The following is a 26274-nucleotide window of genomic DNA, read 5'->3' as shown; positions in this document are numbered from 1 at the left end:
GCCAAGGATCGGCATTCTTTCTCTCTCAATCTTCCGGAGTAGTGATGTCGATCGATCTCACCGGCCTGTCGGCCAAGCAGTTGGGCGCCCTGATCAAAAATGCAAAGAAGCAGCAGACCGTGGTTGCCAAGCGCGCCCCGATCGCCAAGGTTCGCACGCAACTGACCCGCGCGGCGAAAGCCCAGGGTTATTCCATCGAAGAATTGTTTGGTACCGCCGCCAGTGCCGGCCCGGGTCGCCCGGCCGCTGCAGGCAAGCCGGGTCCGCGCGCCGGCCGCAAGCTGGGCAAGGTTGCGCCGAAGTATCGCAATCCGGCCAATCCGCAGGACACCTGGACCGGCCGTGGCAAGCAGCCGCGCTGGCTGGCCGAATTGACCGCCGCTGGCAAGAAAGTGGAAGACTTTCTGATCAGCAAGGTGGGTGGCGCTGCCAAGAAGGCATCGGCCAAGAAGGCCGCGCCGCGTAAAACGGCAACCAAACGCGCTGCCAAGAAGTCAAAGGCCGCGTGATCCAACCCAATAAAAACGCCGGCATTGCCGGCGTTTTTATTGGGCGTATTTCTGCCTGCTCATAAATTCTTGCGGGCCGGAATCAGCAAATTCCCAAATAGCAATCCGGCCATCAAGGCCATGACGATATTGGTGACCGCCAGCAACGCGGCTTGCCCGACACTGACATCCTGCTGCTGTACCAGGGTCAAAAACCCCCGCAGGCTGACGCTGCCGGGAACCAGCATGATGATGCCCGGCAACCGAATCAACGCGCCGGGTTTTTGCACCACCCGCCCGAACAGATTTCCGGCGGCGGTCAATGCCATGGCCGAGGCAAATACTCCGGCCGGGCCACCCCAGGCATGCCCGGCATAACGCGCAATGACATAACCGGACATCGCCGCGGCCATGATCCACAAATAATCACGCCGATTGGCCTTGAACAACACCGCAAATGCATACGCGGCCACCAGCAGCGATGCCCATTCCACCCAGCCGGCCTGCGGGCGCAGGGCGGCCACCTGCGGATGCAGGCCCATCAACTGGGTCAGGGTCACTGCAATCACCGCACCGACCGTGAGCTTGAGCACCGTGGTCACGGCGCCCGCCAGCCGCGCCGTGCCGGAGACCCAGTGCTGGCTGGCCAGCTCGTTGAAGGCATTGGTCAGCGACATCCCGGGCAGCAACACCACCAGCGAAGCGATGATCACCGTGTTGAGGTTCAACGGCCCGATCAGCGAGGCCACCATCGCGGCCACCACCCCGGCCAGCAGCCCGGCCAGGGCTTCGCCGGCTTCCTTGGTCGCCGGCCGCTTGTCGGTGTATTGGGTGAGCAGGCCGATCGACATGCCGATGGCGCCGGCGGTGGCGATGTCCAGCCACGGCAGCTTCCACAGCCCGGCCACGCCGGCGGCGGCCAGCCCGAACGCCAGCACCTGCAAGGTCTTGCCGCGCCGATCCGTTTCGCGGTCCAGCCGGCGCAGCGCGGTATGCCCCTGCGCAATGCTCATGCGCCCGTTGGCGACGCTGTCGGCAACATAGTCGGCCACGCTGAGCTTGTAGAGATCGTTCTCGCCCGGCGCCAGGCGGATCACCCGGGTGATGTCGCTGGAACCGATCGCCTTGGTCGGATCACTGAAGCTCAGGATGATGCCGGTGGGATTGGACCAGGGCTCGCAATCCAGGCCCAGCTTCTGCGACAACCCCACCACCGCTGCCTCCAGCCGCTGCGCCGTCGTGCCATAGGAATGCAGGCGCCCGGCGATTTCAGATACGAAGGCGACGCGCTGGGCGTAGGTGGCGCTGGCGGACGGTAAGACGACGGTGGCAGCGGACATGCGTGGCGGGTCGGATCGAAGCGGCGCCTGGGCGAGAACGCCAGTGTATGCGCAGCGCGCCCGGGCCGGCAGCGCGACCGGACATCACGCGCGGGGCGGCCACCGCTGCATCCCCATCTTTCGCTCACGCTGGCCCTGTATGCTGGCGCCACGGACAGGCCACTCATGATCAAACCGCAACCTCCCCGCATCGACCAAGACCCGCAGGATCAGACCCAGGTCCGCCTTACCGGCAGTTGGGTGCTGGCAACCGCCCTGCCCCAGGCAGAACTGCTGCAGGCCGTGCCCGATGGGGTGCGCCGCATCGACGCGCGCGGCATCGGGCAACTGGATTCGGCCGGCGTGCTGCAACTACTGCGCTTCGCCGGCCGCATGGGGCTCAAGGAAGACGCGATCGATTTCCGCGACGAGCACCAGGCCCTGGTGTGCACCATCGAGGAACTCAACGACGAACGGCCCAAGCCCAAGCGCGACTACGGCTTCGTCGCTGCGCTCGACCGCCTGGGCCGCACCACCCACGGGGTCGGCCAGGGCATCCTGGAACTCAACAGTTTTTTGGGCGAGAACCTGGTCAAGATCATGCGGCTGATCCACGAGCCGCGCCGCTTCCGCCTCACCTCCACCGTGCACCACATGGAGCAGGTGGGCCTGGATGCGGTGCCGCTGGTGGTGTTGCTGTCGTATCTGGTGGGCGCGGTAATCGCGTTCCTGGGCTCGACCATCCTGCGCGACTTCGGCGCGGAAATTTACGTGGTGGAGCTGGTGTCGATCGCCTTCCTGCGCGAATTTGCCGTGCTGCTGACCGCCATCGTGCTGGCAGGACGCACCGCCAGCGCGTTCACCGCGCAGATCGGTGCAATGAAATCGCGCGAAGAGGTCGATGCCATCCGCACGCTGGGCCTGGACCCGATCGACCTGCTGGTGATCCCACGTCTGCTGGCGCTGCTGTTCACCCTGCCGCTGCTGACCTTCATCGCGATGATCGCCGGCCTGGCCGGTGGCGTCACCGTGGGCGCGTTCGATCTGGATATCCCGCCGCAGATGTATCTGGCGCGCATGCACGACACCATCCAGCTGCGGCATTTCCTGGTCGGCCTGTCCAAGGCGCCACTGTTCGCACTGGTGATCGGCCTGATCGGTTGCCTGGAAGGGCTGAAGGTCAGTGGTACCGCGCAATCGGTGGGCGAACGCACCACCTCTTCGGTGGTGCAGACGATTTCCTTGGTCATCATCCTCGACGCGATTGCGGCGTTGTGGTTCATGAAGATGGGGTGGTGATGGAGCCGGGATTCGACATTCGGGAGTTGGGATTCGTGCAGGGCACAAGCGCAGCTGGCAGCCTGACAGTTCGGAGAGCTGTGCTGTGACCAATCCCGAATCCCAACTCCCCACTCCCGGCCCAGAGGCCGACGACGACCAGCTGGCGATTTCCGTGCGCGGGCTCACCAACCGTTTCGGTAGCCAGACCGTGCACGAAGAGCTCGATCTGGATGTGCGTCGCGGCGAAATCCTGGGCGTGGTCGGCGGCTCGGGCACCGGCAAGTCGGTGCTGATGCGCAGCATCCTGGGCCTGCGCGAGCCGGACGCCGGCAGTATCCAGGTGCTAGGCGCGGACGCGCGCTCCGGGCGCTTTGCCGACCGCCAGCACATCACCCGCAACACCGGCGTACTCTTCCAGGACGGTGCGCTGTTTTCGTCGATGACCGTTGGCGAAAACGTGCAGGTGCCGTTGAAGGAACACCATGGCGAGTTTCCGGAGCGCTGGTATTTCGAGCTGGCGCTGCTGAAGATCAAGCTGGCCGGCCTGCCGGCCGATGCGCTGGACAAGCTGCCCTCGCAATTGTCCGGCGGCATGCGCAAGCGCGCCGGCCTGGCGCGGGCGCTGGCGCTGGACCCGCCGCTGCTGTTCCTGGACGAACCCACCGCCGGGCTGGACCCGATCGGCGCGGCCGCCTTCGACCGCCTGATCCGTACCCTGCAGCAAGCGCTGGGCCTGACCGTGTTCCTGATCACCCACGACCTGGATACGCTGTATGCCATCTGCGACCGCATCGCGGTGCTGGCCGATCGCAAGGTGATCGCCAACGCGCCGCTGGCCGAGGTCGAGCAGATCGATCACCCCTGGATCCAGGAATATTTCCACGGTCCGCGTGCCCGCGCCGCGCGCGCGGCCAAGACCGACTCCACCGAGACCGCCTGAGCATGGAAACCAAAGCCAATTACGTCCTGATCGGCGCCTTCACCATCGTGGCAGGCCTGGCCTTGCTGCTGTTCGGTCTGTGGGCCGCCAAATATTCGTCCGATCGCACCTGGCAACAGTATCGGGTGGTGTTCCGCGAGGCGGTCACCGGCCTGTCGGTCGGCAGCCCCGTGCAATACAACGGCATCGCGGTGGGCTCGATCACCGAGCTGACCCTGGCGCCGAACGACCCGCGCCAGGTGGTGGCGCACGTGCGGGTCAACTCCACCACGCCGATCAAGAGCGATACCCGCGCCAAGCTGGCCATCACCAGCCTCACCGGCCCGTCGATCATCCAGCTCTCCGGCGGCACGCCCGAGGCGCCGTCGCTGACCACCATCGACAAGAGCGATGCGCCGATCATCCAGACCACGCCCTCGGCGCTGCAGAACATCACCGACACCGCCAACCGCATCGTCGAGCGCATGGACGAGATGCTCTCGGACAAGAACGTGGCCAGCATCTCGGCCACGCTGCAGAACCTGGAAAAGATCAGCGGCGGCATCGCCGACCGCGACGAAGGCATGCAGGCGCTGATCGTCAGCGCGCGCGATGCCGCGCGCAATCTGGACACCACCCTGACCACCACCAACGGCACCATCAAGCGGCTGGACCAGAACCTGGTGCAGCAGCTGCCGGGCATCCTGGAAAAGCTCGATGCCACCCTGGTCAAGCTGGATTCGGCGGCCGGCAACGCCGACAACATCCTTGGCGAGAACCGTGCGGCCATCAACAGCTTCGCCAACGACGGCCTGGGCCAGCTCGGACCGACACTGACCGAATTGCGCGGCCTGATCCGCGACCTGCGCCGGGTCAGCGACAAACTGGACAACAACCCTGCGCGCTACCTGCTCGGCCGCGACGCACCCAAGGAGTTCGAACCGAAATGACTGCCATGCGCCTGTTGCGTCCCCTGTTGTGCGTGTCGTTGCTGGCACTGGGCGGCTGCTCGGTACTGACCGGCGGCGACAAGAAACCGGCCACCATCTACGCCCCCACCGTACGCGTCACGCCCAATCCCACCTGGCCGCAGGTGAGCTGGCAGCTGGTGGTGGCCAAACCCAGCGCCGCACGCGTCATCGACAGCCCGCGCATCAATGTGCGCCCAACTCCGGGCGAGCTGCAGGTCTACCACGGCGCAGGCTGGGCGCAGCCGGCCACCGACATGCTCGAAGACAGCGTGGTGCGTGCATTCGAAGACTCCGGCAAGATCGCCGCGGTGGCCCATATCGGTACCGGCATCCGCTCCGATTACAAACTGGCCATCGACGTGCGCCGGTTCGAGTCCGATTACGCCGGCCAATCGCTCCCCTCGGCCACGATCGAACTCAACGCCAAGTTGCTGCACTCGGCCGACCAACGCGTGGTCGCCTCGCGCACCTTCCTGGTCGCACGGCCTTCCAGCGGCACCGATACCGCCGCCGTCGCGGTCGCTTTCGAGCAGGCACTGACCCAGGTCACCACCGAACTGGTCGGCTGGACGCTGATCACCGGGCAGCAGGACAGCCAGAACTTACCGCGTTCGTTGTAAACGCAAGCGACAAACTTGGAGCGTCTAACGAAACTATTTCACGCCGATCTACTGCAGGGTCGCTGATCTGCGACCTGGCTGCCGGGTCGTTGCGCGCCACCCTCGCTGGACACGCTGCAAGTATGTCCTTGTAAGCGCCATGGCGGCATCCATGCCGCCAAGGGTCCCGTAACGGTGGGCGGGCAAGGACCAGTCGCGGTGGTCGGTGCCAAGGGTTTCGGCACAGCAACCAGCAACCCACGAATCGCGCGATGCGGTGATTTTGTTCTTCACCAAAACCACCAACAAACTGTCTGGCGCGGTGTCCTCACCGCTTGCGGGACCGTGTGGCGGCATGGATGCCGCCACCGAGCCTCCAGGGACGGATTCACGGCGTGTCCCGCGAGCGGTGAGGGCACCGCGCGCTCGAGGTCTTCGCGTTTGCTGCAGGGTCCTAGCCCACCCACCCTCGCAGGACACGCTGCAAGTACGTCCATGCAAGCTCCGTGGCGGCATCCATGCCGCCGAGGGTCCCGTAACGGTGGGCGGGCAAGGACCAGTCCCGATGGTCGGTGCCAAGGGTTTCGGCACAGCAACCAGCAACCCACGAATCGCGCGATGCGGTGATTTTGTTCTTCACCAAAACCACCAACAAACTGTCTGGTGCGGTGTCCTCACCGCTTGCGGGACCGTGTGGCGGCATGGATGCCGCCACCGAGCCTCCATGGACGGATTCACGGCGTGTCCCGCGAGCGGTGAGGGCACCGCGCGCTCGAGGTCTTCGCGTTTGCTGCAGGGTCCTAGCCCACCCACCCTCGCAGGACACGCTGCAAGTACGTCCATGTAAGCTCCCTGGCGGCATCCATGCCGCCAAGGGTCCCGCGACGGTGGGTGGGCTAGCACCAGTCACGATGGTCGGTGCCCAGGGTTTCGGCACAGCAACCAGCAAACCGCACGACGCGGCAGTTTCGTTCTTCACCAAAACCACCAACAAACTGTCTGGTGCGGTGCCCTCATCGCTTGCGGGACCGTGTGGCGGCTTGGATGCCGCCACCGAGCCTCCATGGACGGATTCACGGCGTGTCCCGCGAGCGGTGAGGGCACCGCGCGCTCGACCAACTCAGCATCTGACCCGCACTTTTGGCTGCATCCATCACGATGAGGCAGACACAAGACCTGCGCGCATCGCCAGGCGAGCGCTCGCTACGTTTTGGTAGCCGCTCCTATCGCCCGGACGCGCGCAGTGCAATCTGACGAAAGGTCAAATTGATGCGCTCGCCGACCGGCTTTACGGTGCGCGGCAAGGCGTGCTTGTAATGGCGCTGGGTATCTCCGCCCATCAGCAACAGATCGCCGTGCCCCAATTCCAGCGTCTGCTTCAGCGCCGCATCGTCGCGATGCTTGAACGCAAAGCGCCGCGTCGCGCCGAGGCTCACCGAAGCGATCACCGGCTGCGCCCCCAGCTCCGGCTCGTCGTCGCTATGCCACCCCATCGCATCGGCACCACTGCGGTAGCGGTTGACCAGCACGCTGTTGAACGGGCATCCGGTTTCATCTTGCAGCCGCGCACGGACCGGCTGCAATGCATCCAGCCAAGGCTGCGGCGCAAACTGCGTGCCGGAATAGCGGTAGCTGGCATCCGGGTCGCCGATCCAGCTGCTCAGGCGTGGCGAATCCACCACCCGCCCGAACATGCGGATGCGGTGCACTTCCCACCGCACCTGCGCCAGCAAGGTCTGCAGCAGCGTATCGGCCTGCGCCGCGTCCAGCCATCCTCGCTGCCAGCGGATCTGCGCCCCCGGCAATGCCACCTCGATCTTCATCTGCCAGACGCTAGCACGCGTGCCCGCACCGCGCCGTCGGCAGCGGATGAATCGCGCCGATTTGCCGCCGTCACATGCAATCCCGGAAAATACGCGCCAGCCATCGAGCCAACGGGAGCGGAGCAATGTCGGAAGCGGGAATCGGCGCGCAAGCGTCAGAGACGGTCGAGCGCGACGTCATGGAATACGACGTCGTCACCGTCGGCGCCGGTCCGGCCGGGCTGTCGTTCGCGATCCGGCTCAAGCAGCTCGATCCAAACATCAGCGTCTGCGTGATCGAAAAATCCAGCACCATCGGCGCGCATATCCTGTCCGGGGCAGTGATCGAGCCTGGCCCACTGGATGCGCTGCTGCCCGGCTGGCGCAACAACCCGCCGCCGATCTGCGTGGCCGCCACCGACGATGAATTCTGGTTCCTCGGCAAGGACAGCGCGCGCAAGTTCCCGGTGGTGCCGCCGGGCATGCGCAACCATGGCAATTTCATCGTCAGCCTGGGCGCGATGTGCGCCTGGCTGGCGCCACAGGCCGAAGCGCTGGGCGTGGAGATCTATCCGGGCTTTGCCGCCGCCGAAACCCTGCACGACGACAGTGGCCAGGTGATCGGTGTGCGCATCGGCGACATGGGCGTGGCCAAGGACGGCGCGCACAAGCCCGGTTACACCGCTGGCATCGACATCCGCGCCAAGGTCACCGTGCTCGCCGAAGGCGCGCGCGGCCACCTGACCAAGCGGCTGCTCAAACGCTTCGACCTCACCGCCGACAGCGACCCGCAGGGGTATTCGATCGGCATCAAGGAGCTGTGGCAGGTGCCCGAAGGCCGCGTCACGCCCGGCAAGATCGTGCACACCATCGGCTGGCCGGCCGACAACCGCACCTATGGCGGCAGCTTCGTGTATCACCTGGACAACAACCAGATTGCGCTGGGCTATGTCAGCGGGCTGGACTACAGCGATCCGAGCTATCAGCCATGGGAAGCCTTCCAGCAATGGAAGAACCACCCGATGATCAAGCCGCTGCTGGAAAGCGGCAGCATTCTGTCTGCCGGCGCACGCGCACTGGTCAGCGGCGGCTGGCAGTCGCTACCGAAAGTGGACATGCCCGGTGCCCTGCTGATCGGCGATACCGCCGGCCTGCTCAACGTGCCCAAGATCAAGGGCACCCATCAGGCAATCCGCAGCGGCATGCTGGCCGCCGAACACCTGGTGCACTCGCAGCTGGCGCCGCAGGGATTCGACGCCAAGTTGCGCGCCTCCGACGTGATGGCCGAGCTGAAGCAGGTGCGCAACATCAAGCCCGGTTTCAAGAAGGGCTTGTGGTTCGGCCTGCTCAATGCCGCCTGGGAAACCGCACTCAAGGGCGCCTCGCCGTGGACGCTGAAGAACAAACCGGACTGGTCGGCGCTGCACAAGCTCGGCGAGTACGAGCAACCCAAGCGCGACTACGTCACCCGCGAACTGGCCCCGCGCGACCGCCTGCAGGCGGTGTACTTCGCCGCCACCGAGCATGACGAGGACCAACCGGTGCATCTGAAGGTGCTGGACACCGACGTCTGCGCCACTCGCTGCGTGGAGGAATACGACAACCCCTGTACCCGCTTCTGTCCCGCGAACGTGTATGAAATGGTCCCAGACACTGCCAGCCCCTCCGGCAAGCGCCTGCAGATCAATGCCGCCAACTGCGTGCATTGCAAGACCTGCGACATCAAGGACCCCTACGAGATCATCACCTGGGTCACGCCGGAAGGTGGTTCGGGTCCGAACTACCAAAACCTCTAAAAATCAGGGGCCGCAAGGCCCCTGATCGTTTATGCACGCTTGAACGACACGCCGGTCTTGCTGCGCAATTCGTCGATTTCCACTCCGTCCGCAGCCTCTACCAGCACCAAGCCGTCAGCGGTAACATCGAACACCGCAAGATCGGTGATGATGCGATCCACCACGCCCACGCCGGTCAGCGGCAGGTCGCATTCGGGCAGGATCTTGTGGCTGCCGTCCTTGGCGACGTGCTCCATCAGCACCACCACGCGCTTGACTCCGGCCACCAGGTCCATCGCGCCGCCCATGCCCTTGACCATCTTGCCGGGCACCATCCAGTTGGCCAGATCGCCGCGGTCGGTGACCTGCATCGCGCCCAGGATCGCCAGGTCGATATGGCCGCCCCGGATCATCGCGAACGAATCATGGCTGCCGAAGTAACTGGCGCCGTCGCGCGCGGTCACTGTCTGCTTACCGGCATTGATCAGGTCGGCATCCACCTCGTCTTCGGCCGGAAACGGGCCGATGCCGAGCAGGCCATTTTCCGATTGCAGCCACACATCCACACCATCGGGAATGTGATTGGCCACCAGCGTGGGAAGACCGATTCCCAGGTTGACGTAGGCACCATCGGTAAGCTCGCGTGCGGCACGCGCGGCCATCTGATCGCGGGTCCAGGCCATCAGCTGTCTCCCTTGCGCACGGTGCGCTGTTCGATGCGTTTTTCAGGCGCGGCGTTGAGTACAAGGCGATCGACATAGATGCCCGGCAGGTGCACCTGATCCGGATCGATCGCGCCCAGCTCGACGATCTCCTCGACCTCGGCAATGCAGATGCGCCCGGCCATCGCGCAGGCCGGGTTGAAGTTGCGTGCGGTCTTGCGGAACACCAGGTTGCCGGCGGTATCGGCGCGCCACGCCTTGACCAGCGCGACATCGGCATGCAGCGCCGTTTCCAGCACATAGTGCTTGCCGTCGAATTGCCGGGTTTCCTTGCCCTCGGCCACGATGGTGCCGTAGCCGGTAGCGGTGTAGAACGCGGGAATTCCCGCACCGCCCGCACGCAGGCGCTCGGCCAGGGTGCCCTGCGGATTGAATTCCAGCTCGAGCTCGCCCGCCAGATATTGGCGCTCGAACTCCCTGTTTTCGCCCACGTAGGACGAAATCATCTTGCGGATCTGGCGGGTGGCCAATAACTGCCCCAGCCCGAATCCATCCACGCCGGCATTGTTGGAAATCACCGTCAACCCGCTTACCCCGCTATCGCGCACGGCCGCAATCAGCGCCTCGGGAATTCCGCACAATCCAAAGCCGCCCACTGCCAGGGTCTGGCCATCGGCCACGACCCCATCCAGCGCCGCCTTGGCATCGGCATGGCGTTTGCCGCCTGCCGCACCACGTCCATCGTCGCGCATCACCGCCCTCACCTCGCTGATGTGAAGCGGCCATTCTATCCGCTGACTGTTCCCTGTCCCCGGTCGCAATTCCGCCACACCCAAGACACGGCGCACCCGCTAAACTCGGGTGTCCCCCCACACCAGAGATTTGCCCATGACGCTACCCGCCTTCAAGGCCTACGATATTCGCGGCCGTGTGCCGGATGAACTGAACGAGGACTTGGCCCGCCGTATCGGCGTGGCGCTGGCGGCGCAGCTGGATCAGGGGCCTGTGGTCCTGGGCCACGACGTGCGCCTGGCGAGCCCGGCGTTGCAGGAAGCGCTGTCGGCCGGCCTGCGTGCCAGCGGCCGGGATGTCATCGATATCGGCCTGTGCGGCACCGAAGAGGTGTATTTCCAGACCGATCACCTCAAGGCCGCCGGTGGCGTGATGGTGACCGCCAGCCATAACCCCATGGACTACAACGGCATGAAGCTGGTGCGCGAGCAGGCGCGTCCGATCAGTTCGGACACCGGCCTGTTTGCGATCCGCGACACGGTCGCGTCCGATACCGCCGCGCCCGGCGAACCGACCGCCAGCGAGCAGAGCCGTACCGACAAGACCGCGTATCTGGAGCACCTGCTCAGCTATGTGGACCGCAGCACGCTCAAGCCGCTCAAGTTGGTGGTCAACGCCGGCAACGGTGGCGCCGGCCTGATCGTGGACCTGTTGGCCCCGCACCTTCCGTTCGAGTTCGTGCGCGTGTTCCACGAGCCCGATGGCAATTTCCCCAACGGCATCCCCAATCCGCTGCTGCCGGAAAACCGCGATGCCACCGCCAAGGCGGTCAAGGACCACGGTGCGGATTTCGGCATTGCCTGGGATGGCGACTTCGATCGCTGCTTCTTCTTCGACCACACCGGCCGCTTCATCGAGGGCTATTACCTGGTCGGCCTGCTGGCGCAGGCGATCCTGGCCAAGCAGCCGGGCGGCAAGGTCGTGCACGACCCGCGCCTGACCTGGAACACGGTCGAGCAGGTCGAAGAAGCCGGCGGCATTCCGGTGCTGTGCAAGAGCGGCCACGCCTTCATCAAGGAAAAAATGCGCAGCGAAAACGCCGTTTACGGCGGCGAGATGAGCGCGCACCACTATTTCCGCGAGTTCGCCTACGCCGACTCCGGCATGATCCCGTGGTTGCTGATCGCCGAACTGGTGTCGCAGTCCGGCCGCTCGCTCGCCGACCTGGTCGAGGCGCGCATGCAGAAGTTCCCCTGCAGCGGGGAGATCAACTTCAAGGTGGCCGATGCCAAGGCCTCCGTTGCCCGCGTGATGGAGCATTACGCCGACCTGTCGCCGGAGCTGGACTACACCGACGGCATCAGTGCCGATTTCGGTCAATGGCGTTTAAACCTGCGCAGCTCCAACACCGAGCCGCTGCTGCGTCTGAACGTGGAAACGCGCGGCGATGCCGCATTGCTGGAAAGCCGCACGCAAGAGATTTCCGACTTGCTGCGCGACTGATCTACCATTCTCCCCCACCTTTGACGCACTGGAGTTTCCCCCGCTCATGAGCGACGTCCTTCCGATTATTTTGTCCGGCGGCTCCGGCACGCGCCTGTGGCCGCTGTCGCGCGAGTCCTACCCCAAGCAGTTCCTGCCGCTGGTCGGCGACAAGAGCATGCTGCAGGCCACCTGGCTGCGTGCGGCACCCGTCGCAGGGCACGCACCCATCGTCGTGGCCAACGAGGAGCATCGCTTCATGGCCGCCGAGCAGCTGCAGCAGTTGGGCGTCAAGCCCTCTGCCATCCTGCTGGAGCCCAAGGGCCGCAATACCGCGCCCGCCATTGCGGTTGCCGCGCTGGAAGCCACGCGCGATGGCGCCGACCCGCTGTTGCTGGTGCTGCCCTCGGACCATGTGATCGGTGACGAGGCTGCATTCCAGGCTGGAGTGAAAGTTGCTGCTGAAGCAGCGGCACAGGGCAAGTTGGTCACCTTTGGCATCAAGCCGACCGCACCCGAAACCGGCTATGGCTACATCAAGGCTGGCGCGGGCGCTGGCGTCAGCGCGGTTGAACGCTTTGTCGAAAAGCCGGACCTGGCGACCGCGCAGGGCTACCTCAGCAGCGGCGAGTACTACTGGAACAGCGGCATGTTCCTGTTCCGCGCCTCCCGCTACCTGGAGGAGCTGCGCAAGTTCCATCCCGCCATCGCCGACGCCTGCCAGACCGCGTGGCAGAACGGCAAGCGCGATGCCGACTTCACCCGCCTGGACAAGGACGCGTTCGCGGCCAGCCCGTCGGATTCGATCGACTACGCAGTGATGGAAAAGACTGCCGATGCGGTCGTCGTGCCGCTGGATGCCGGCTGGAACGATGTCGGATCGTGGTCGTCGCTGCTGGATGTCTCCGAACAGGACGCACAGGGTAACGCGCATCATGGCGACGTGATCCAGCTGGATTGCCGCAACACCTATGCCTACGGCTCGCGCCTGATCGCCATGGTCGGCCTGGAAGACGTGGTGGTGGTCGAGACGCCGGATGCCGTGCTGGTCGGCCACCGCGATCGCATCCAGGAGGTAAAGGAGGTGGTTGGCCGGATCAAGTCCGACGGTCGCTCCGAGGCCACCTGGCATCGCAAGGTGTATCGCCCGTGGGGCGCGTACGACTCGATCGACATGGGTCAGCGTCACCAGGTCAAGCGCATCACCGTCAAGCCCGGTGCCGTGCTGAGCCTGCAGATGCACCATCACCGCGCGGAACACTGGATCGTGGTCAGTGGCACTGCCGAAGTGACGCGTGGCGAAGAAGTGCTGCTGCTGACCGAGAACCAGAGTACCTACATCCCGCTCGGCGTGACCCACCGCCTGCGCAATCCGGGCAAGCTGCCGCTGGAACTGATCGAAGTGCAGTCCGGCAGCTATCTGGGCGAGGACGACATCGTGCGCTTCGAGGACACCTACGGCCGGGCCTGATCACGCGCCCAACGTAGATGGCAAGATCGACGGCGGCCCATGGCCGCCGTCTTGCGTTATCCGCCACGTACTTTTGATTGCAACACGCTACGCGTGCACAGATCAAAGGTCGCAGGCTGCGTCGCCCCCTGTGCGTGCGACGCAGCTGCATCGCACGCAACCGGATACCGTTCGGAAAGCCAAGCGGAGCCGCCTGCGATGCGACACACAGCGCCGCATCGCGTGAACCTCATGAAAGACCTGGACGAGTGGCGTTGCCAACCGCCAGAACCTGACGCAGGCCGGACTCAGTTGTCGCCGAACAGATCGCGCGTGTAGACCTTGTCCTGCACGTCCTGCAGCGCATCGGCCATGCGGTTGCTGATGATGACGTCGGCCTCGCGCTTGAAGGTGTCCAGGTCGTTGACCACGCGCGAGCGGAAGAACTCCGGCTCGCTCAGCGTCGGTTCGTACACGATGATGTCAACGCCCTTGGCCTTGAGGCGCTTCATCACGCCCTGGATGCTGGACGAACGGAAGTTGTCCGAGCCAGCTTTCATGATCAGGCGATAGATCCCAACCACCTTGGGATTGCGCCGCAGCACGTCGGCGGCAATGAAGTCCTTGCGGGTGGTGTTGGAATCGACGATTGCCCGGATGATGGTCTGCGGAACGCTTTGGTAGTTGGCCAGTAACTGCTTGGTGTCCTTGGGCAGGCAGTAACCGCCGTAACCGAAGGACGGATTGTTGTAGTGGCTGCCGATGCGCGGATCCAGGCAGATGCCTTCGATGATCTGACGGCTGTCCAGCCCGTGGGTGAGCGCGTAGGTGTCCAGTTCGTTGAAGTAGGACACCCGCATCGCCAGATAGGTGTTGGCGAACAGCTTGATCGCCTCGGCCTCGGTAGGCTCGGTGAACAACACCGGCACGTCGGGCTTGAGCGCACCCTCCTGCAGCAGTCGCGCGAAGGTCTCCGCGCGCGCCGAGCGCTCGCCGACGATGATCCGGGACGGGTACAGGTTGTCGTACAGCGCCCGGCCTTCGCGCAGGAATTCGGGCGAGAAGATGATGTTGTCGGTGCCGAACTGCGCACGCAGCTTGGCAACGTAGCCGACCGGGATGGTCGACTTGATCACCATCGTCGCCTGGGTATTGATCTCCAGCACCTTGGCGATCACCACCTCGATCGAGCTGGTGTTGAAGTAATTGGTGTCCGGATCGTAGTCGGTGGGCGTGGCGATGATCACGAACTCGGCGCCGGCAAACGCCTCGGTGGCGTCCAGCGTGGCCTTGAAGTTCAGACCACCCTCGGCCAACGCGGCCTCGAGTTCCTTGTCGACGATCGGCGAGCGGCCTTCGTTGATCAGCTTGACCTTGGCCTCGACGATGTCCAGCGCCACGACCTCATGGTGCTTGGCGAGCAACACGCCATTGGACAGACCGACATAGCCGGTACCCGCGACAGCGATCTTCATTGGAATTCCTTGCGATTTTTTGGATGGGGGAGGATGCAGCGCACTGCACGCAGGCCATGGCGTGATGACGGTGCGGCCGCGCCCGCCTTGGGCCGGCGCGCCCGCTGGGGGACACGCAAGAACCTGCACGGTGCCGACCGATGCGATGCAGCGCACGCACGCACGCTTCCAGACCGTGCATCGCGCGTTGCACCCGCTTCAGCGGCACATCCGCGCCAGCCGCGACCTGCACGAAGCAGTTCGTCGGCCCGGCGCGAACCAGTCCCAGATGGTAGCCGAAGCGAGGCGCAAGCTATGAGTCAGTGCTGAAGCCATACCTGCCCATCACGCCACTTAGAGGCTCAATCGCGGGCGAGCGTGTCCAGCTCGCGGCTCAGTCCGTCCTGCCAGGCGGGCAGGTGCACACCGAAGGTCTCCTGCAGGCTGTGGGTATCCAGCCGCGAATAGGCAGGCCGCGTCGCCGGCGTTGGATAGTCGGCAGTACTGATCGCTTCCACGTGCGGCACGCGGGTGAGCAGGCTGCGCGCGCGCGCCTGGGCAAAGATGGCTTCGGCGAAACCGTGCCAGGAGGTCTGGCCCGCAGCGGTCAGATGCCACAGGCCGGAGGGTTCACCGGGCTGGCGTAGCGCGTGCGCCGTGATGTCGGCGATCAACGCGGCCGGCGTCGGCGTGCCGATCTGGTCGGCGACCACGCGCAGCACCTCGTGCTCGGCTCCCACGCGCAACATCGTGCGCAGGAAATTGTGTCCATGCGCCGCGTAGACCCAGGCAGTGCGGAAGATCAGATGGCGGCCGCCGGCCGCCTGCACCGCCTGTTCGCCGGCCAGTTTGCTCTGCCCGTACACGCCGAGCGGCGCGGTGGCGTCGTCGGGCCGATAGGGGCGCGTGCCCTGCCCATCGAAGACATAGTCGGTCGAATAATGGACCAGGGGCACACCGGCGCGCGCGCACCATTGCGCAATGACAGCGGGTGCCTCTGCATTGGCACGAAAAGCCGCATCGCGCTCCTGCTCGGCACGATCGACGGCGGTGTAAGCGGCTGCGTTGACGACGATCGTGGGCTGCAGGCGGTCCAGCGTGCGTTTGAGCAACATCGGCACGTCCAGATCGAGCCGCTCGCAGGCACGCCCGTCAGCCAACTGCCCGGAGCGCGTGGTTGCCAGCACCTCACCTTCCGGTGCGAAGGCACGCAGCAGCTCGGTGCCGACCTGTCCGTTGGCACCGATCACCAATAACTTCATGGTTGATAGACAGGCAGACGCGCGTCGTCGATGTCTTCCAGCAGGGGCGCAGCCCGATCCTTGCCAGACAGGATCGGCGAGCTGATCGGCCAATCGACGCCGATGGTGGCGTCGTTCCAGCGAACACTTGCGTCGGCGTCATGCACGTAGATATCGGTGCACAGGTAACTGAAGACCGCACGTTCGGACAGGACCGCAAACCCATGCGCAAAGCCTTCCGGAATCCAGAACTGCCGATTGTTCTCTGCGCTCAGGATAGCGGCAGTCCACTGACCGAAGTACGGTGATCCGCGCCGGATATCCACCGCCACATCGTAGACCTCGCCCTCCAGCACACTGACCAGCTTCCCCTGTGGACGCGGCCATTGATAGTGCAGGCCGCGCAGCACGCCCTTGGTCGAAGTGGAGATATTGCTCTGCAGGAACCGCGCGGGAAAACCGTGCTGGTCGAAGCGTTCCGCATTCCAGGCTTCGAAGAATTGACCCCGCTCGTCGCCCAAGACTCTTGGCTCAATGACGAAGCAACCGGGCAAGGACGTCTCGATGACTTTCAAGGAACCACTCCACGTTGTGCGAGAGAATGCAGGTATTGACCATAAGCATTCTTGCGCAAGGGGGCGGCCAGTTGCTCCAGTTGGGAAGCATCGATCCATCCTTTAGCGAAGGCGATCTCTTCCGGGCAACACACCTGCAGCCCTTGCCGCATCTGGATCGTCTCGATGAAGTTGGATGCCTCGTGCAGGGACTGATGCGTTCCCGTATCCAGCCAGGCGTACCCACGTCCCAGCGGCTCCAGGTGCAGATCTCCTGCTTCCAGATAGCGCCGATTAAGATCGGTGATTTCCAGTTCTCCCCGGCTGGAAGGCTTCAACTGCGCAGCGTAGTCGCAAGCCCTGGCATCATAAAAATAAAGCCCGGTGACCGCATAGTTCGAGCGTGGCTGCAGGGGCTTTTCCTCGATATCGATCACCTTGCCCTGAGCATCGAACTCGGCCACTCCATAGCGCTCCGGATCATTGACCCAGTAGCCGAATACGGTAGCTCCTTGTTGACGGGCATCGGCACGTCGCAGCGTGTCCGTCAGGCCATGCCCGTGGAAGATGTTGTCTCCCAACACCAGGCAGCTGGGCTTGCCATCGATGAAGTCGCGCCCGATCAAGTAGGCCTGAGCCAGCCCATCAGGACTGGGCTGCACTGCGTAGCGGATATGCATCCCCCACTGTTCACCGTCGCCGAGCAACGCCTGAAACAATGACTGTTCGTGCGGCGTATTGATGATCAGCACTTCACGGATGCCCGCCAGCATCAGCACGCTAAGCGGGTAATAGATCATCGGCTTGTCATAGACTGGCAGCAGCTGCTTGCTGACGCCTTTGGTAATCGGATACAGGCGTGTCCCCGATCCGCCAGCCAGAATGATGCCTTTGCGTTGTGTCATGGATATATCCTTTGGCGCCCGCCGTGTCCGCGGGCTATGACGATGACCGCGTTACGCCGCGACCCCGATTCGCTCCAACCGATAGCTGCCGTCCAATACCCCTTGCACCCAGGCCTGGTTATCCAGATACCACTGCACGGTCAGGGCAATGCCCTGCTCGAAGGTGTAAGCCGGTTGCCACCCCAGCTCGTTGCGGAGTTTGCTGGCATCGATGGCATAGCGGCGATCATGACCCGGACGGTCGGTCACGTGGGTGATCTGGCTGGCGCGCTGTTGACCATCGGGACGCGGACGCTGCTGATCCAGAAGCGCGCAGATCGCACGGACCACTTCGATGTTTTGCCGTTCGGCATTACCGCCGACGTTGTAGGTTTCTCCCACACGTCCCTTTGCAAGCACGGTACGAATGGCGTCGCAGTGGTCACTGACAAACAGCCAGTCGCGCACCTGCTTTCCATCCCCGTACACCGGCAGGGGCTCCCCTGCCAAAGCTTTTGCGATGACCAACGGGATCAACTTCTCAGGGAAGTGGTAGGGGCCGTAGTTGTTCGAGCAATTGGTCGTCAGCACCGGCAGGCCGTAGGTATGATGAAACGCGCGCACCAGATGGTCTGATGCGGCCTTGGATGCGGAATAAGGTGAATTCGGGGCGTAAGGCGTCGTTTCGGTGAACTTGCCGGTTTCTCCCAGGGTGCCGTATACCTCGTCGGTGGATACGTGTAGAAAGCGGAACGCCTCCCTGGAGCCTTGCGGCAACGCCTTCCAGTAATCCCGCACGGATTCGAGCAGGGCCAGGGTGCCGACGACATTGGTCTGGATGAACGCACCTGGGCCATCGATCGAGCGGTCCACGTGGCTCTCGGCGGCAAAGTTCAGAACTGCGTCAGGCTGGTGCTCTGCCAGCAGACGCGCCACCAGTGCTCCGTCGCCGATATCGCCTTGGACGAAGACATGGTTCGGATTGTCCTCCAACGACGCCAGGGTTTTCAGGTTCCCTGCGTAAGTGAGCGCATCCAGGTTGATGACGCGCACGCCATGCGCAACCGCCTCCAAAACAAAATTGCCGCCAATGAAGCCCGCTCCGCCGGTCACTAACCAAGTTGCCACTGCCCATCTCCTGATCGCGCGTACGCCGCACTCAATTCCAAGCCCGACAGGATATACGTTGCACGCAACACCAGCCGAAGTCGTCTCTCGTGGGCCCAATCCCGCAGCGCAACATCCATACGCCATCGCATGGTGGATGCTCCCCGGTTAGAATGGCCCCACTCCCGAGCCTGCCGCCGCGGCCGGGCCTTCCCGCAATAGCTGAAGGATCTCGTACACGATGAAAATCCTCGTCGCCTACAAGCGCGTGGTGGACTACAACGTCCGCATTCAGGTCAAGCCGGATGGCTCCGGCGTGGTCACCGAGGGCGTCAAGCTTTCGCCCAACCCGTTCGACGAAATCGCCCTGGAAGAGGCATTGCGCCTGCGCGATGCCGGCATCGCCACCGAGGTGGTGGTCGCCACGCTCGCGCCGGCCGATGCGGCTGCGCACCTGCGCAACGGCCTGGCGATGGGTGCCAATCGCGCCATCCACGTGGTCACCGATGCGGCCATCCAGCCGCTGACCGCCGCGCGCGCGCTGCTGAAACTGGTCGAGAAGGAGCAGCCTGATCTGGTCATCCTGGGCAAGCAGGCCATCGACGATGACGCCAACCAGACCGGCCAGATGCTGGCCACCTTGTGGGGCCGCCCGCAGGCCACCTTCGCCGGCAAGCTCGTCATTGCCGATGGCAAGGCCACGGTCACGCGCGAGGTCGATGCCGGCCTGGAGACGCTGGAAGTGGACCTGCCGGCAGTGATCACCACCGATCTGCGCCTGAACGAGCCACGCTTCATCAAACTGCCGGACATCATGAAGGCCAAGAGCAAGCCGCTGGAAACGCTGGCCTTTGCCGACCTGGGCGTCGACGCGCATGACAGCCTGACCACCACCCACTACGCCGCGCCATCCAAGCGCAGCCGTGGTGTCATGGTCAAGGACGCCGCCGAACTGGTGGCCGCACTCAAGCAGAAGGGGTTGTTGTAATGGCCAAGGTTCTCGTTGTTGCCGAACATCTCAACGGCCAGCTCAATGCGGCCACCGCCAAAACCCTGAGCGCCGCGCAGGCGATCTCTGCTGAGTCCATCGATGTGGTCGTACTGGCAGCCGACCCGGCCGCCGTTGCAGCGCAGGCCGCACAGCTAGCCGGCGTCGCCCGCGTGCTGACCGTGGCCAACGCCGCCAACGAACATGCCATCGCCCAGGTGCTGGGGCCGCAGATCGCCCAGCTGGCCGGCCAGGGTTATACCCATGTGTTCGGCCCCTCCACCACCTTCGGCAAGGATCTGATGCCAGTCGTGGCCGCATTGCTGGGCGTCAACCAGATCTCCGACCTGATGGCAGTCGAGGACGCGCATACCTTCAAGCGTCCGATCTATGCGGGCAACGCCATCATCACCGTCAAGGCCCCGGCCGAGCAGATCGTGGTTGCTACCGTGCGCAGCGCCTCGTGGCCGGAAGCGGCCAAGGGCAGCAGTGCGGCGGTCGAGCCCGTTACGGTCGATGCCACCCTGCCGACGCATAGCCGCTTCATCGGCCTGGCGGCCGGCAGCTCCGACCGCCCAGACCTGCAGAGCGCCAAGCGTGTGGTCTCCGGCGGCCGCGGTGTCGGCTCGGCAGAGAACTTCCAGCACATCTATAGCCTGGCCGACAAACTCGGCGCCGCCGTTGGCGCCTCGCGTGCGGCGGTCGATGCTGGCTACGTGCCCAACGAGCTGCAAGTCGGACAGACAGGCAAGATCATCGCGCCCGAGCTCTACGTGGCAATCGGCATCAGCGGCGCGATCCAGCACCTTACCGGCATCAAGGACGCCGGTACGATCGTGGCGATCAACAAGGATCCGGAGTCGCCGATCTTCGAGATTGCCGATATTGGGTTGGTGGGGGATTTGTTTGCCTTGCTGCCGGAGCTGGAAGCGGCGCTGGGCTGATCCCGTCGGCAGCCCCATCTCAAAAAAGGTGCCGGGTCGTTGGCCGGTATTGTCTCCAGCCTCTATAATGCTAATCAAGCATTATCATAGACAAGTGCAACAATGCAGAACCTTTCTGACGCCACATCACCACCGCCGCGGGTTTCCGTGGTGGTGCCTGTGTACCGCGGCGCACAGTCAATCGGTGCACTGCAGCAGCGACTGGATGCAGCGCTGGCCAATATTGAGGGAGGGCACGAAATCATCTTCGTGGACGACCGCGGTGGGGATAACTCCTGGGAAGTGATACAGAACCTGAGTGATTCATATCCACATGTCAGTGGAATCCGGCTGAGCCGAAACTTCGGCCAGCATGCTGCCACGCTATGTGGTATTTCCAAATCTCGCGGCGAGTGGATTGCGACAATCGATGAAGATCTAGAGCAACCGCCTGAATCATTGCCGGCAATGCTGACAAAAGCCGACGAAGGGTATTCGGTCGTCTACGGTGTGACCGAACAGCGCAGCCACGCGAAATGGCGCAACTTCACCTCCGAAGTAGGCCGTAGTCTGTTCAAATTCGCCATTCCTACACTAAATCGTGAGTACACGTCGTTCCGCGTGATTCACCGGTCGGTGGCGGCAGAATTGGATCGATTCCGGTCACCCTTTACTTTCATCGACGGCTATATTTCCTGGATAACGCATGATTACGCAACAGTAATCGTGCCGCATGACGAAAGAACATACGGCACCAGCAGCTACAACATGCGCAAACTGATCGCGCATATGGTCAATATCTTCGTGACATTCTCGGACTTGCCCTTGCGTGTTGCCACGTGGCTTGGCGTGGGGGCATCCGTCGGCGGTGCAATCTGGGGCATGACAATCCTGATCGCAAAGCTGACCGGTGCGTTAGGGGTAAGTGGCTATGCTTCGATTATGGCCGGAATGATGTTCCTTGGCGGCCTCCAGCTGCTCATTCTAGGTATCTTTGGCGAATACCTCGCCCGCATCAACTTTAAAACCGCGTCGATGCCTCTGTTCTTGGTCGAGCGGGAGACACGGGCTTGAAGCCCCTGCTGATTATTGGCGCATCTTCATTCGGTCGTCTCCTGCTGGTTCTCGCTGAGGATTCCGGTCGCCAAGTGAAGGGTTTCATTGATGACTTCAGCACCGATGAAGATGTGCACGGCAGGACTGCAGACCTAGGTCAGCGCCTGAAGCCAGCAGATTACGACCTAGTGATGGCTATCGGCTACAATCATCTGGAGCGCCGAAACGCACTGTTCAATCAACTGTCTGCTACAGGATTTTGCTTTCCTGTGCTCCAGCACCCTGCCGCGCACGTCAATCGAACTGCGATCGTTGGTGCCGGCACGATGATCATGGCCGGCGCCAATGTCGACGCCTTCGCTGAGATTGGGTCTGCTTGCGTATTGTGGCCCGAATCGACAATTAGCCACGATTGCCGTATCGGCGCCAACACCTTTATCAGCCCGGCAGCGACACTCTGCGGATTTGTTAAGGTAGGCGATTCAAGTTTCATCGGCGCCAACAGCGTGATTATCGACAGTTCAATCCTGCCGCCAGCGTCGTTCGTAAAAGCAGGTAGCCGGCACAACAGCAGGCCTCAGATAAAATGAATCCTCCAAAGCGCGTCGCCGTACTCCAGTCGAGCTACATTCCGTGGAAAGGGTATTTCGACATTATTCATGATGTTGACACTTTCATTTTCTACGACGATGTCCAATTCACCTATCAGGACTGGCGATCGCGCAACCGGATCATCGCCAACGGCATGCCGTTGTGGCTCACTGTGCCAACCGGCAGCGACATCAAGCGTCTCATAAACGAAGTAAAGCTACCCAACCCCTCGTGGCAACGTAAACACTGGTCGACGTTGCGCCACGCTTATACCAAGTCTCCGCACTTCAAGCAGTTCGCCCATGTGATCGAAGAACTCTATCTTGGGCGCGAGTGGACTTCACTTTCCGAAATGAATCAACACCTGACACGCGTGATTGCACAGGAAATTTTGGGTATTAACGTGGAGTTCCGCAGTTCTACGGAGTTCTTGCTCAGTGGCAGCAAGCTTGAGCGCTTGGTGGACCTGGTTCGTCAATCGGGAGCTACTCACTACTTGTCAGGACCTGCAGCAAGGGCGTACATCGATCCTGCGGCCTTCGAGGCGATCGGTGTCGCTCTGCAGTACAAGGACTACTCGGGCTACCCGGAATACAGGCAGCAAAATGAGAATTTTGAACATGCAGTAAGCGTGTTGGATCTGATCTTCAACGTAGGCGAAAGCGCCACCGAGTTCATTTGGGGCTGGCGCAACCAGTCGTAACTTTTCTCAGGTGGTAGTAGTACAGCCTGCGTCGCCGGAGTCACGCCACGCATTGACCAGCTTGACACCCACCTTTAGTACGTTCGCATCCTCATGAGCAAAGACCCATGGCTTATCTTTTCGTCGCGTTGACCATCATGCTCACGGTATATGGGCAATTGGTGCTCAAGTGGCAGGTCAGTCTGTATCCCAACCTAATCAGCCATCCATTCAGCTTACAGAATATTGCCGCCTTGTTGCTGAAGCCCTGGGTCCTATCAGCCTTTGTCGCTGCCTTTGGCGCATCGATCAGTTGGATGGCCGCCATCAGCAAGCTTCCATTGAGTCGTGCCTATCCCTACATGGCGGTCAATTTCCTACTGGTCTCTTTGATGGCAGCCTGGCTTTTCCGAGAGCAGCTCAATGCTTACAAGCTAGCTGGCACCGCGATTATCATGCTGGGCGTCATTGTCCTTTCCCGCTCTGCCGGCTGACAGCAAGCCCCGTAACAACCCACCTCCAGCTCCCTCAAAGAGTGTCCATGATTCCGTTCAACAAGCCCTACATGACTGGTCGCGAGCTCTCGCTGATCGCCCAGGCGCACAGCAACGGCCACCTCTCCGGTGATGGTCCGTTTACCAAATGTTGCCACGCCTGGCTGGAGCAAAATACCGGAGCAAGCCGTGCACTACTGACACACAGTTGCACCTCGGCCCTCGAAATGGCCGCGCTTCTTCTTGATCTCGAAGAGGGCGACGAAGTCATCATGCCCTCTTACACCTTCGTCTCCACTGCCAACGCATTTGCTTTGCGTGGTGCAATTCCGGTGTTCGTCGATGTACGAGCCGACACTCTGAATATCGACGAGCGATTGATCGAGGCAGCAATCACGCCCCGGACCAAGGCAATCTGCGTGGTCCATTACGCTGGTGTGGCGTGCGAGATGGACATGATCATGGAGATCGCGGGTCGCCACAACTTAGCTGTGGTGGAAGACGCCGCACAAGCTATCATGTCAACCTACAAGGGTCGCTCATTGGGCACCATTGGCGAACTGGGCGCCCTAAGCTTCCACGAAACCAAGAACATCATTTCCGGCGAAGGAGGTGCGCTGCTTTGTCGAGACCGTACCCATGCCGAACGCGCCGAGATCATTCGCGAAAAGGGCACCAACCGCAGCCGCTTCTTCCGTGGCCAGGTAGACAAGTACACCTGGGTTGATGTGGGCTCATCCTTCCTTCCCGGTGAAATCACTGCGGCGTTTCTATCCGCACAGATGGATGCGGCCGAGCAGATCACCGCACATCGTCTATCTATCTGGGACAGATACCACGCCTGGGCCGAAGCGCATGAACGTAGCGGCTTGGTCCAACGTCCGACCGTGCCATCGCATTGCACCCACAATGCACACATGTACTACTTGCTATTACCCTCGCTGGAAGTGCGCACCCGATTCATCGCCGAGATGAAGCTGCGCGACGTCCAGACCGTATTCCATTACATCCCGCTGCACTCCTCACCGGCAGGTCTAGCGCTCGGCCGTCGTGGTTCGGGTATGACGGTCACCGACGACATCAGCGCGCGACTAGTCCGCCTCCCATTATGGGTAGGCGTTGGAGACGACATGGATACCATCCTGCAGCATGCCGACGCGGCGCTACAGGTGGCCGTGGCCTGAACAACGCCCTTACCCGGCAGCCCAGCACATGACAGGGCAAACATGAATGTCGGTCCAGGTGTAAGGTGTTTCACTCCTGTAGTGACCCATCGGTTTCTGCACAGGTCAGGTGGTTAATGTAGCGGCATAGGCTTGGTCAGGCATCATCATCTTCAGCGCCTGATGCGGTCGCTGCCGGTTGTAGAACCCAATCCAGTCGCCGACGACGCGCAGGGTGGGGGGGCAGGCTCTCGAACCGGTGCCGATGGACGCACTGTTCCTTGAGTGTTCGGATGACGCGCCCGACCATCCCGTTCTGCTGCGGACAGTGTGGAGTGATGAACTCCTGCTTCAGGCCGTAGCCGGCTACCAGGCGAGTGTAGTCGCCGCTGGTGAAGACCAGGCCATTATTCGAGCGCAACAGGAACGGCTCCTTGACCTTGCTCAGCGTGCCGAAGCGGGTGATCAGCGCCTGCTGCAAGTCCGCCACGGCGGTGCTGGCCCTGCCTGTGCGCGAGAGCTGCCAGCCTAGCAATTGCCGGGTGTGGCAATCGATCATCAGGGCCAGGCTCAGCCAGCCGTCCTTGCCGCCCCGGACCCGGCACAGGTCAGTGGCCCAGCGTTGATTCGGCGCGCTGGCCACCGAGGGCAAGACTTCGATCCGCGGTCGCTTGCCCACGGCCCGCTTGCGCACCTGCCAGCCCTTGATCTGAAAGATCCGCTGCACCGTGTTTTTGTTCATCCCCAGTAGCCCGGCCACCGTCCGACACCAGAACGACGGCTCGGCCTCGATCATGGCTTTGATCGGTTCGGCCAGCTCCGGCGTCACCTTCGGCACTGCCTTACGCGGCGTGTAGTACACGCTGCGCCGGGCCACACCGAACCAGCAACACAGCTTGACCATCGAGACGTCGAACCCGTCCTCCTTCAGGCCCTGCTGGATCGAGGCCATCAGCTCTCGTTCTTGCCCAGCAGGGCTGCCAGCTTTTTCGGGCACGCAGTTCCAGCATGGCCTCGCCGTAGGCGTCCTGCAGCTCCTTGAGCTGGCGGGCGTACTGCTCGCGCCCGTCTTCGGGCTTGGCCCGCAGCGCGTTCTCCAGGCCGCGCTTACCTTCCTCGACCCAGCCTTCGATCTCATTGGGCGTCAAGTCGAATTGCCGGCTGGCCAAAGCCACCGTCGTCTTCCCCTGGATGATCTCCAGCACCAGCGCCGACTTGCGCCGGGCAGGCCAGCGCTGGATCTGTTCTTCGTACATCACTGCACTCACCGATGTGTCCTCTAAAAACTAACACCTGAGCAGAGTTTCAGTGGGTCATTACAGCGGCGCAAACCCAGCGCTGGTTGCCTGGTTCACTCGGACCAAGGGTCGGTCTACACCATCGATGACTGGCAGAGTTTCCTGGCGTCCCACGGCTTGGTGTGCAGCATTAGTCGGCGTGGCAACTGCCACGACAACGCACCCGTGGAGAGCTTCTTCGGTCTGCTCAAACGCGAGCGGATCAGGCGGCGGATCTACCCGACCAAGGACGCCGCACGCGCCGAGGTGTTCGACTACATCGACATGTTCTACAACCCACAACGCCGTCATGGTTCAACTGGAGACCTATCGCCTGTAGAGCTCGAACGGCGCTACGCGCAACGAGGGTCTTGAGTGTC

The 26274-nt window shown here is 62.8% G+C and carries 26 protein-coding genes and 1 pseudogene; 16 read left to right on the top strand and 11 right to left on the bottom strand.

All coding sequences use genetic code 11. The annotated features are described in order from the left end of the window. The first annotated feature begins 44 nt into the window (after positions 1 to 44). Positions 45 to 509 carry an H-NS histone family protein gene (locus A7D17_RS17710; protein ID WP_064510291.1) on the top strand — a complete coding sequence of 155 codons (465 nt, stop codon included), beginning with the start codon at positions 45 to 47 and terminating at the stop codon, positions 507 to 509. Between the two features lie 59 nt (positions 510 to 568). Here the strand turns inward: A7D17_RS17710 and A7D17_RS17705 are convergent, their stop codons facing one another. Beyond that, positions 569 to 1828, bottom strand: coding sequence for a threonine/serine exporter family protein (locus tag A7D17_RS17705; protein ID WP_064510290.1), 1260 nt, complete (start codon positions 1826 to 1828; stop codon positions 569 to 571). Positions 1829 to 1993: 165 nt separating this feature from the next. On the opposite strand from A7D17_RS17705, the gene A7D17_RS17700 reads away from it, so the two are divergent. The 4 genes from A7D17_RS17700 to A7D17_RS17685 all read left to right on the top strand — a co-directional run bounded on the left by A7D17_RS17700 (position 1994) and on the right by A7D17_RS17685 (position 5598). Next, entirely contained in the window at positions 1994 to 3106 is a 1113-nt protein-coding gene (locus A7D17_RS17700; protein ID WP_064510289.1) for an MlaE family ABC transporter permease, read from the top strand. Between the two features lie 85 nt (positions 3107 to 3191). Then, the gene (locus A7D17_RS17695) at positions 3192 to 4028 is read left to right on the top strand and encodes an ABC transporter ATP-binding protein (RefSeq protein WP_064510288.1); all 837 of its coding nucleotides are present in this window, start codon (positions 3192 to 3194) and stop codon (positions 4026 to 4028) included. Positions 4029 to 4030: 2 nt separating this feature from the next. Then, positions 4031 to 4957: an MlaD family protein gene (locus A7D17_RS17690; RefSeq protein WP_064510287.1), complete on the top strand. Its 927-nt coding sequence runs from the start codon at positions 4031 to 4033 to the stop codon at positions 4955 to 4957. Beyond that, positions 4954 to 5598 carry an ABC-type transport auxiliary lipoprotein family protein gene (locus A7D17_RS17685; RefSeq protein WP_064510286.1) on the top strand — a complete coding sequence of 215 codons (645 nt, stop codon included), beginning with the start codon at positions 4954 to 4956 and terminating at the stop codon, positions 5596 to 5598. Before A7D17_RS17690 ends, A7D17_RS17685 begins: the two co-directional genes overlap by 4 nt. Before the next feature lie 1202 nt (positions 5599 to 6800). On the opposite strand, the gene A7D17_RS17680 is transcribed toward A7D17_RS17685, so the two are convergent. Next, positions 6801 to 7400: an alpha-ketoglutarate-dependent dioxygenase AlkB family protein gene (locus tag A7D17_RS17680; RefSeq protein ID WP_064510285.1), complete on the bottom strand. Its 600-nt coding sequence runs from the start codon at positions 7398 to 7400 to the stop codon at positions 6801 to 6803. A gap of 125 nt (positions 7401 to 7525) precedes the next feature. Here A7D17_RS17680 and A7D17_RS17675 point away from each other — a divergent pair, with 125 nt between their 5' ends. Next, positions 7526 to 9175 (top strand): electron transfer flavoprotein-ubiquinone oxidoreductase, encoded by a 1650-nt coding sequence (locus tag A7D17_RS17675; protein WP_064510284.1) that lies wholly within the window; start codon positions 7526 to 7528, stop codon positions 9173 to 9175. Between the two features lie 29 nt (positions 9176 to 9204). Here A7D17_RS17675 and A7D17_RS17670 read toward each other — a convergent pair whose 3' ends face one another. Together A7D17_RS17670 and A7D17_RS17665 are read right to left on the bottom strand one after the other, a co-directional pair. Further along, positions 9205 to 9837 carry a CoA transferase subunit B gene (locus A7D17_RS17670; RefSeq protein ID WP_064510283.1) on the bottom strand — a complete coding sequence of 211 codons (633 nt, stop codon included), beginning with the start codon at positions 9835 to 9837 and terminating at the stop codon, positions 9205 to 9207. Further along, positions 9837 to 10568: a CoA transferase subunit A gene (locus A7D17_RS17665; protein ID WP_064510282.1), complete on the bottom strand. Its 732-nt coding sequence runs from the start codon at positions 10566 to 10568 to the stop codon at positions 9837 to 9839. Before A7D17_RS17665 ends, A7D17_RS17670 begins: the two co-directional genes overlap by 1 nt. Positions 10569 to 10704: 136 nt before the next feature. Here A7D17_RS17665 and A7D17_RS17660 point away from each other — a divergent pair, with 136 nt between their 5' ends. After that, a complete protein-coding gene (locus tag A7D17_RS17660; protein WP_064510281.1) occupies positions 10705 to 12051 on the top strand; it encodes a phosphohexomutase domain-containing protein in 1347 nt (448 codons plus the stop codon). A 46-nt stretch (positions 12052 to 12097) separates the two neighbouring features. Then, positions 12098 to 13501 (top strand): mannose-1-phosphate guanylyltransferase/mannose-6-phosphate isomerase, encoded by a 1404-nt coding sequence (locus A7D17_RS17655; RefSeq protein WP_064510280.1) that lies wholly within the window; start codon positions 12098 to 12100, stop codon positions 13499 to 13501. 287 nt (positions 13502 to 13788) lie between these two features. Here the strand turns inward: A7D17_RS17655 and A7D17_RS17650 are convergent, their stop codons facing one another. The 5 genes from A7D17_RS17650 to rfbB all read right to left on the bottom strand — a co-directional run bounded on the left by A7D17_RS17650 (position 13789) and on the right by rfbB (position 18741). Then, positions 13789 to 14955: a nucleotide sugar dehydrogenase gene (locus A7D17_RS17650; protein ID WP_064510279.1), complete on the bottom strand. Its 1167-nt coding sequence runs from the start codon at positions 14953 to 14955 to the stop codon at positions 13789 to 13791. Positions 14956 to 15296: 341 nt separating this feature from the next. Then, positions 15297 to 16196, bottom strand: a complete 900-nt coding sequence (rfbD, locus tag A7D17_RS17645) for a dTDP-4-dehydrorhamnose reductase (RefSeq protein ID WP_064510278.1) — start codon at positions 16194 to 16196, stop codon at positions 15297 to 15299. Continuing rightward, positions 16193 to 16750, bottom strand: coding sequence for a dTDP-4-dehydrorhamnose 3,5-epimerase (gene rfbC / locus A7D17_RS17640; protein ID WP_064510277.1), 558 nt, complete (start codon positions 16748 to 16750; stop codon positions 16193 to 16195). Before rfbC ends, rfbD begins: the two co-directional genes overlap by 4 nt. Then, positions 16747 to 17634, bottom strand: coding sequence for a glucose-1-phosphate thymidylyltransferase RfbA (gene rfbA / locus A7D17_RS17635; protein WP_064510276.1), 888 nt, complete (start codon positions 17632 to 17634; stop codon positions 16747 to 16749). Before rfbA ends, rfbC begins: the two co-directional genes overlap by 4 nt. A gap of 51 nt (positions 17635 to 17685) precedes the next feature. Further along, positions 17686 to 18741, bottom strand: a complete 1056-nt coding sequence (rfbB, locus tag A7D17_RS17630; protein WP_064510275.1) for a dTDP-glucose 4,6-dehydratase — start codon at positions 18739 to 18741, stop codon at positions 17686 to 17688. A gap of 220 nt (positions 18742 to 18961) precedes the next feature. Between rfbB and A7D17_RS17625 the strand changes: the two genes are divergently transcribed. The 7 genes from A7D17_RS17625 (at position 18962) to rffA (ending at position 24638) form a co-directional block, all read left to right on the top strand. Further along, on the top strand, positions 18962 to 19708 hold the full coding sequence (locus A7D17_RS17625) for an electron transfer flavoprotein subunit beta/FixA family protein (protein WP_064510274.1): 747 nt from the start codon (positions 18962 to 18964) through the stop codon (positions 19706 to 19708). Beyond that, positions 19708 to 20652, top strand: coding sequence for an electron transfer flavoprotein subunit alpha/FixB family protein (locus tag A7D17_RS17620; protein WP_064510273.1), 945 nt, complete (start codon positions 19708 to 19710; stop codon positions 20650 to 20652). The genes A7D17_RS17625 and A7D17_RS17620 overlap by 1 nt, the downstream gene beginning before the upstream one ends. 102 nt (positions 20653 to 20754) lie before the next feature. Then, positions 20755 to 21705 (top strand): glycosyltransferase family 2 protein, encoded by a 951-nt coding sequence (locus tag A7D17_RS17615; RefSeq protein WP_064510272.1) that lies wholly within the window; start codon positions 20755 to 20757, stop codon positions 21703 to 21705. Beyond that, complete coding sequence (locus A7D17_RS17610; RefSeq protein ID WP_064510271.1) at positions 21702 to 22277, top strand: PglD-related sugar-binding protein; 576 nt, start codon at positions 21702 to 21704, stop codon at positions 22275 to 22277. Before A7D17_RS17615 ends, A7D17_RS17610 begins: the two co-directional genes overlap by 4 nt. Then, positions 22274 to 22981 carry a WbqC family protein gene (locus A7D17_RS17605; protein ID WP_064510270.1) on the top strand — a complete coding sequence of 236 codons (708 nt, stop codon included), beginning with the start codon at positions 22274 to 22276 and terminating at the stop codon, positions 22979 to 22981. The genes A7D17_RS17610 and A7D17_RS17605 overlap by 4 nt, the downstream gene beginning before the upstream one ends. A gap of 107 nt (positions 22982 to 23088) precedes the next feature. Further along, positions 23089 to 23454 carry an EamA family transporter gene (locus A7D17_RS17600; protein ID WP_064510269.1) on the top strand — a complete coding sequence of 122 codons (366 nt, stop codon included), beginning with the start codon at positions 23089 to 23091 and terminating at the stop codon, positions 23452 to 23454. Between the two features lie 47 nt (positions 23455 to 23501). Continuing rightward, positions 23502 to 24638, top strand: a complete 1137-nt coding sequence (gene rffA, locus A7D17_RS17595; RefSeq protein ID WP_064510337.1) for a dTDP-4-amino-4,6-dideoxygalactose transaminase — start codon at positions 23502 to 23504, stop codon at positions 24636 to 24638. Between the two features lie 136 nt (positions 24639 to 24774). Here rffA and A7D17_RS17590 read toward each other — a convergent pair whose 3' ends face one another. Together A7D17_RS17590 and A7D17_RS17585 are read right to left on the bottom strand one after the other, a co-directional pair. Further along, on the bottom strand, positions 24775 to 25569 hold the full coding sequence (locus A7D17_RS17590; RefSeq protein WP_239692241.1) for a DDE-type integrase/transposase/recombinase: 795 nt from the start codon (positions 25567 to 25569) through the stop codon (positions 24775 to 24777). Further along, entirely contained in the window at positions 25460 to 25885 is a 426-nt protein-coding gene (locus A7D17_RS17585; protein WP_239692240.1) for a DUF1153 domain-containing protein, read from the bottom strand. The genes A7D17_RS17590 and A7D17_RS17585 overlap by 110 nt, the downstream gene beginning before the upstream one ends. A gap of 51 nt (positions 25886 to 25936) precedes the next feature. Here A7D17_RS17585 and A7D17_RS23245 point away from each other — a divergent pair. Continuing rightward, positions 25937 to 26269 (top strand): annotated as a pseudogene (locus tag A7D17_RS23245) (IS3 family transposase); the annotation flags it as partial. Positions 26270 to 26274: the final 5 nt, after the last annotated feature.

This window comes from Xanthomonas floridensis, from assembly GCF_001642575.1.
GTDB classification, from domain to species: domain Bacteria; phylum Pseudomonadota; class Gammaproteobacteria; order Xanthomonadales; family Xanthomonadaceae; genus Xanthomonas; species Xanthomonas floridensis.
Note: the sequence above shows the minus strand (reverse complement) of the source record. Positions and strands in the feature narration are given on the sequence as shown.

Coding starts and splice junctions, on each gene's coding strand:
- A7D17_RS17710 (WP_064510291.1), top strand. CDS start 45: ATGTCGATCGATCTCACCGGCCTGTCGGCCAAGCAGTTGGGCGCCCTG.
- A7D17_RS17705 (WP_064510290.1), bottom strand. CDS start 1,828: ATGTCCGCTGCCACCGTCGTCTTACCGTCCGCCAGCGCCACCTACGCC.
- A7D17_RS17700 (WP_064510289.1), top strand. CDS start 1,994: ATGATCAAACCGCAACCTCCCCGCATCGACCAAGACCCGCAGGATCAG.
- A7D17_RS17690 (WP_064510287.1), top strand. CDS start 4,031: ATGGAAACCAAAGCCAATTACGTCCTGATCGGCGCCTTCACCATCGTG.
- A7D17_RS17685 (WP_064510286.1), top strand. CDS start 4,954: ATGACTGCCATGCGCCTGTTGCGTCCCCTGTTGTGCGTGTCGTTGCTG.
- A7D17_RS17680 (WP_064510285.1), bottom strand. CDS start 7,400: ATGAAGATCGAGGTGGCATTGCCGGGGGCGCAGATCCGCTGGCAGCGA.
- A7D17_RS17675 (WP_064510284.1), top strand. CDS start 7,526: ATGTCGGAAGCGGGAATCGGCGCGCAAGCGTCAGAGACGGTCGAGCGC.
- A7D17_RS17670 (WP_064510283.1), bottom strand. CDS start 9,837: ATGGCCTGGACCCGCGATCAGATGGCCGCGCGTGCCGCACGCGAGCTT.
- A7D17_RS17665 (WP_064510282.1), bottom strand. CDS start 10,568: ATGCGCGACGATGGACGTGGTGCGGCAGGCGGCAAACGCCATGCCGAT.
- A7D17_RS17660 (WP_064510281.1), top strand. CDS start 10,705: ATGACGCTACCCGCCTTCAAGGCCTACGATATTCGCGGCCGTGTGCCG.
- A7D17_RS17655 (WP_064510280.1), top strand. CDS start 12,098: ATGAGCGACGTCCTTCCGATTATTTTGTCCGGCGGCTCCGGCACGCGC.
- A7D17_RS17650 (WP_064510279.1), bottom strand. CDS start 14,955: ATGAAGATCGCTGTCGCGGGTACCGGCTATGTCGGTCTGTCCAATGGC.
- rfbD (WP_064510278.1), bottom strand. CDS start 16,196: ATGAAGTTATTGGTGATCGGTGCCAACGGACAGGTCGGCACCGAGCTG.
- rfbA (WP_064510276.1), bottom strand. CDS start 17,634: ATGACACAACGCAAAGGCATCATTCTGGCTGGCGGATCGGGGACACGC.
- A7D17_RS17625 (WP_064510274.1), top strand. CDS start 18,962: ATGAAAATCCTCGTCGCCTACAAGCGCGTGGTGGACTACAACGTCCGC.
- A7D17_RS17620 (WP_064510273.1), top strand. CDS start 19,708: ATGGCCAAGGTTCTCGTTGTTGCCGAACATCTCAACGGCCAGCTCAAT.
- A7D17_RS17615 (WP_064510272.1), top strand. CDS start 20,755: ATGCAGAACCTTTCTGACGCCACATCACCACCGCCGCGGGTTTCCGTG.
- A7D17_RS17605 (WP_064510270.1), top strand. CDS start 22,274: ATGAATCCTCCAAAGCGCGTCGCCGTACTCCAGTCGAGCTACATTCCG.
- A7D17_RS17600 (WP_064510269.1), top strand. CDS start 23,089: ATGGCTTATCTTTTCGTCGCGTTGACCATCATGCTCACGGTATATGGG.
- rffA (WP_064510337.1), top strand. CDS start 23,502: ATGATTCCGTTCAACAAGCCCTACATGACTGGTCGCGAGCTCTCGCTG.
- A7D17_RS17590 (WP_239692241.1), bottom strand. CDS start 25,569: ATGGCCTCGATCCAGCAGGGCCTGAAGGAGGACGGGTTCGACGTCTCG.